Annotated in this window: 4 protein-coding genes; 2 read left to right on the top strand and 2 right to left on the bottom strand. The window is 54.9% G+C overall.

Annotation, left to right across the window (positions count from 1 at the left end):
- The first annotated feature begins 67 nt into the window (after positions 1-67).
- Positions 68-982 carry a hypothetical protein gene (locus AX756_RS24565; RefSeq protein ID WP_068318480.1) on the top strand — a complete coding sequence of 305 codons (915 nt, stop codon included), beginning with the start codon at positions 68-70 and terminating at the stop codon, positions 980-982.
- A 402-nt stretch (positions 983-1,384) separates the two neighbouring features.
- On the opposite strand, the gene AX756_RS25950 is transcribed toward AX756_RS24565, so the two are convergent.
- Entirely contained in the window at positions 1,385-1,552 is a 168-nt protein-coding gene (locus AX756_RS25950) for a hypothetical protein (RefSeq protein ID WP_156461693.1), read from the bottom strand.
- A 229-nt stretch (positions 1,553-1,781) separates the two neighbouring features.
- Positions 1,782-2,306 carry a hypothetical protein gene (locus tag AX756_RS24555; RefSeq protein ID WP_068318483.1) on the bottom strand — a complete coding sequence of 175 codons (525 nt, stop codon included), beginning with the start codon at positions 2,304-2,306 and terminating at the stop codon, positions 1,782-1,784.
- 895 nt (positions 2,307-3,201) lie between these two features.
- On the opposite strand from AX756_RS24555, the gene AX756_RS24545 reads away from it, so the two are divergent.
- A partial coding sequence (locus tag AX756_RS24545; RefSeq protein ID WP_156461692.1) for an IS6 family transposase occupies positions 3,202-3,597 on the top strand: 396 nt, incomplete at its 3' end.

Below are 3,597 nucleotides of genomic sequence, written 5' to 3'. Positions count from 1 at the left end.
CTCTCGTTATGACTGAGGGACCAACGGGGGGCAGGTCAACTGGTCGAACGCGAGCAGGAGGAAAACTGTGGCAAAGAAGGACTATTTGATCCTAATCGGTGCGCCCAAATGCGGTACAACTAGCATGGCTGCATGGCTCGGAAGTCAACCGGACATGGTGCTGGCCGATCAAAAAGAGACACTCTATTTCACAGATTTCGGAAACCGAAGTTGGAGCGGTCCGGGCTCTGATTTCGCCGACCAAATCCCGCTAGGCCGAGACAGCTTTGAGGCTGAATTTGCGTCGAACCCCGATGCTACACTTCGTGTAGAGGCTTCAACTGATAACCTGTCCTGTTCTGTAGCTGCCGACAACATCGCGCGTTTCGCGGATCGCGAAGGCGTTGGAGAGATATGGGTCGTTGCTCTCGTGCGTGATCCAGTTGCTCGGATTGTCTCCGAATACGAGCACACGTTGCGGTTGGGGTGGCAGAGTGGGAACCTGCTTCAGTCGCTTCAACTCGAAGAAAAGCGCATAGCAGATGAGTGGCACCCACTCTTCAGGCATGTTCATCGATCCCGTTACGCGACGCAATTGGCGCGGTACGGGGAGTTGTTTGGCGACCGGTTGCGTGTAATGAGTTTCGACTCGATCCGGGACGGGAATGAACGCATCAAATTGTTGCGTTGGCTCGGACGCTACAACGATGGAACAAACTATGAGCTAGAGCATCTGAATCAGAGGGAAATATATGTGCGGCCCAATGGAAAGAGATATCTTGATAACGGTGGTTTCGCGGAGTTTGCACGTGCCTTCGTTCCGAAATCCCTGCGGCCAATTATTCGAAGAGCAATCATTGGGCAGCCAGTCGGGCGATACCAACCAAGCGGCCAGGAGATCGATTTCATTCGAAATTCCCTTTCTGACGAAATCAATGCTTGCGTGGAAAGGCCGGACATACCAACTGATTCATGGACGCCATCTCTGTTTGAATGCACCTAAACGACCCGGCAGGAAAACATGCGAAGCTCGGTAGGTCGGTGTTGGATCAGGGGTGAATACTTCACTTGTGTTGAAATAGCCACCAGACAGAAATCGTCAGACCTACGCATGGTAGCCAGAACTGCCGTAGATGCACCCCGCAGCATTGGTCAAAACGGGCTCGCCACGGCCATTTGCTGCATCGGCTACGAATGGCCGCTTCAGTGAGGACACCGTTGCTGCAAGTGCGAAGCGCGGAACACACGCCAGCGGCGGCTATGCGCAGTTACCGGACCTCGCAGCCTAGGACCGGTGCTCCGTGGGTATCGGCAAGTATGGTGCGCTGGCCGCAAGGTCGGGAATGCCGACGTTGCTGGCATCTGACAGAAAAGCTCGGATGTCCGGTTTCGGGCGCGCGGGCTGCTACGGAAAATTGCAGGCTGCAGTTCTGGAGCGCTCTGCCGCCGACAGATCAGCTGGGCAAAGGGCTTTCACGCTGGCCATGGCAGTTTTCTCCTCCGATTTACGATTGCCGGAGGCGCAACCTGCGAGGATGACGAACAGCACGAGGAAAATGGGAATGATCTTCATTGACTCGCGTTCCAGGCACTAGAATCGTTGGCGTCAGATTGCCTCAGGTGCGATTGGCATCGCTAGGGGCAGAACTCATAGCCATGAAATGTTGGCGGCACAAAGACTCCAAGCATGCTTGTGCGTGATAGCACCCAAGAAATACAGAAAAAAAATAACGGTAACTTTGAAATGAATTCGAGTGCCCGGCGACCTTGATCAGGTCGCCGGACGCTGGTTGAAAAACCGGTTAACCGTTCTGTTCCATGTTGCACTTGCGCGCAGCTTCGATGGCTTTCAGCGTTCCATCCAGGCTGACGGTAAAGGCGTACGAATCTTCAGGGAAAACGATCATGTCATATTTTTTCATGACATCATCAACGAAACCCGGGTTGTTGGTCAGAAAGTACCCACCAACGTAGCCATCAGCGAGGTTCTTGGTCTTCGGCTTTGCATCGGCGCTGTAAAGGTTGCCATCCAGGGAAAGAACGATTGGCTTTTTCCGGTTCTTTACCTCCGCGTTCTGAGTGAACACGCCAAGGTAGCCAAACGCGTGATCTTTCGTCAGGCCCATTTGCACAACGTTGGCGTTTTCGTCGACCCGTTCGATAAGGCAGGCCCCGCGCCCCTCGTCTACGTAGATCGTCCAGCCAGATTCCTCACCCCATGAAGTGAATGTGGAGTCCTTGGACGGTAGAACGTCCGACGCAGCGAAAGCTTGAGTTGCAAATACGGCGGCGACGGTGGCGGACGCCAAGCGTTTGAATTGTGACACGACAATCTCCCTATAGAGGCGATTCGAAAGCGAATCGCACGCTCGCCCAAACTGCTTCAAATCCAACATGGCCTCAAGGCGCTGTTGGTCCAAAACAGGCGCAACAAGTTTGGTCGCATGTGGCGGGGACACCGCCTTGAAGTGGCGCTTCGAGAGGTTAAGAACAACGCCCGTCGCTCAACTCGGTTCAGAGTCGGATCGACCCAGTACAATTTGAGAGTTGTTGGCGTAGCGTAGTGCGCGACAGTCGGGACGTCTGATACCGTTCGCGAATGTGCGGGGCGTCCCACGCTGTATTTGGGATGATGGAACGCCCCGTTTTCGAGAGCGGCAATTTCTCTCTAGGCTGATCCACCACTCACGGAGGCAACCGCGATCATTTTTGGAATGATTCTATGAGGGTTGCCAATGCTTACCTAACGTAAAATCTTAAGGCGGTCCGCCTCGGCAAGCGGATGTTGCTCGAAACCGTACATATGGCAGCTTTGCGCAGGAAGCGGTCCTCTTGGGAACGAACAGCTTAGCTGTTTGGGCCCATGCTAGATACTAAGCGTCCCAGATGTTCGGCAAAGGTCAAATCCAGCCCCCGCAACCATCAAGACCCTACCGCCGTCATCGGACCCTCCGTTGGCGGCGATTGTCTTTTGAGCGCAGGCGAAGTTGAGGATGGATGCCAGGGCTCCGACGAGAACCACGTTCGGCTGCCCTCGTTTTTCTCCCGGAGAAACCTCGATCCGTTCGATCAATCCTCGGATCGTGTCCATTGACTCGGTCCGCGTTGCGTCGTCGGCCAGAAGCCCCCGCAATTCGCCAACTTTCCGACGGTATAGCTCGGCCAGGCGGTGTCAGAAGAACGTGGCTTGTCGCAGGGCAGTGGGCTGAGTAGCTTCCCCGGATGACCAAACGCGACCCGTTCAAATTCTTCAAGACGAGCCGCGAGATCATCCGCCTGGCGGTGATGCTCTACGTACGCTTCCCCTTGTCGCTGCGGTACGTCGAAGACCTGCTGCACGAGCGCGGCATCGATATCAACCATGAATCTGTCCGGTTTTGGTGGAACCGGTTCGGCCCGATGTTCGCCTCCGAGATCCGAAAGAAACGGGCCGAACGGCTGCGTTCAGGGCCGCAGTTGCAATGGCATCTTGACGAGATGTTCGTGAAGATAAATGGACAGCGGCACTATCTGTGGCGGGCCGTCGACCACGAAGGTGAGGTCCTGGAGAGCTTTGTGACGAAGGCACTGGACAAGAAGGCGGCATTGAAATTCCTAAAGAAAACAATGAAGCGCTAC

The organism is Aliiruegeria sabulilitoris, from assembly GCF_001558155.1.
GTDB lineage: Bacteria > Pseudomonadota > Alphaproteobacteria > Rhodobacterales > Rhodobacteraceae > Tropicimonas > Tropicimonas sabulilitoris.
This window is presented reverse-complemented; position numbering and strand designations above follow the sequence as displayed.

Bases quoted from the DNA above. Each gene is read 5' to 3' on its own strand.
- AX756_RS25950 (WP_156461693.1), bottom strand. From the start codon at position 1,552: ATGAAGATCATTCCCATTTTCCTCGTGCTGTTCGTCATCCTCGCAGGT.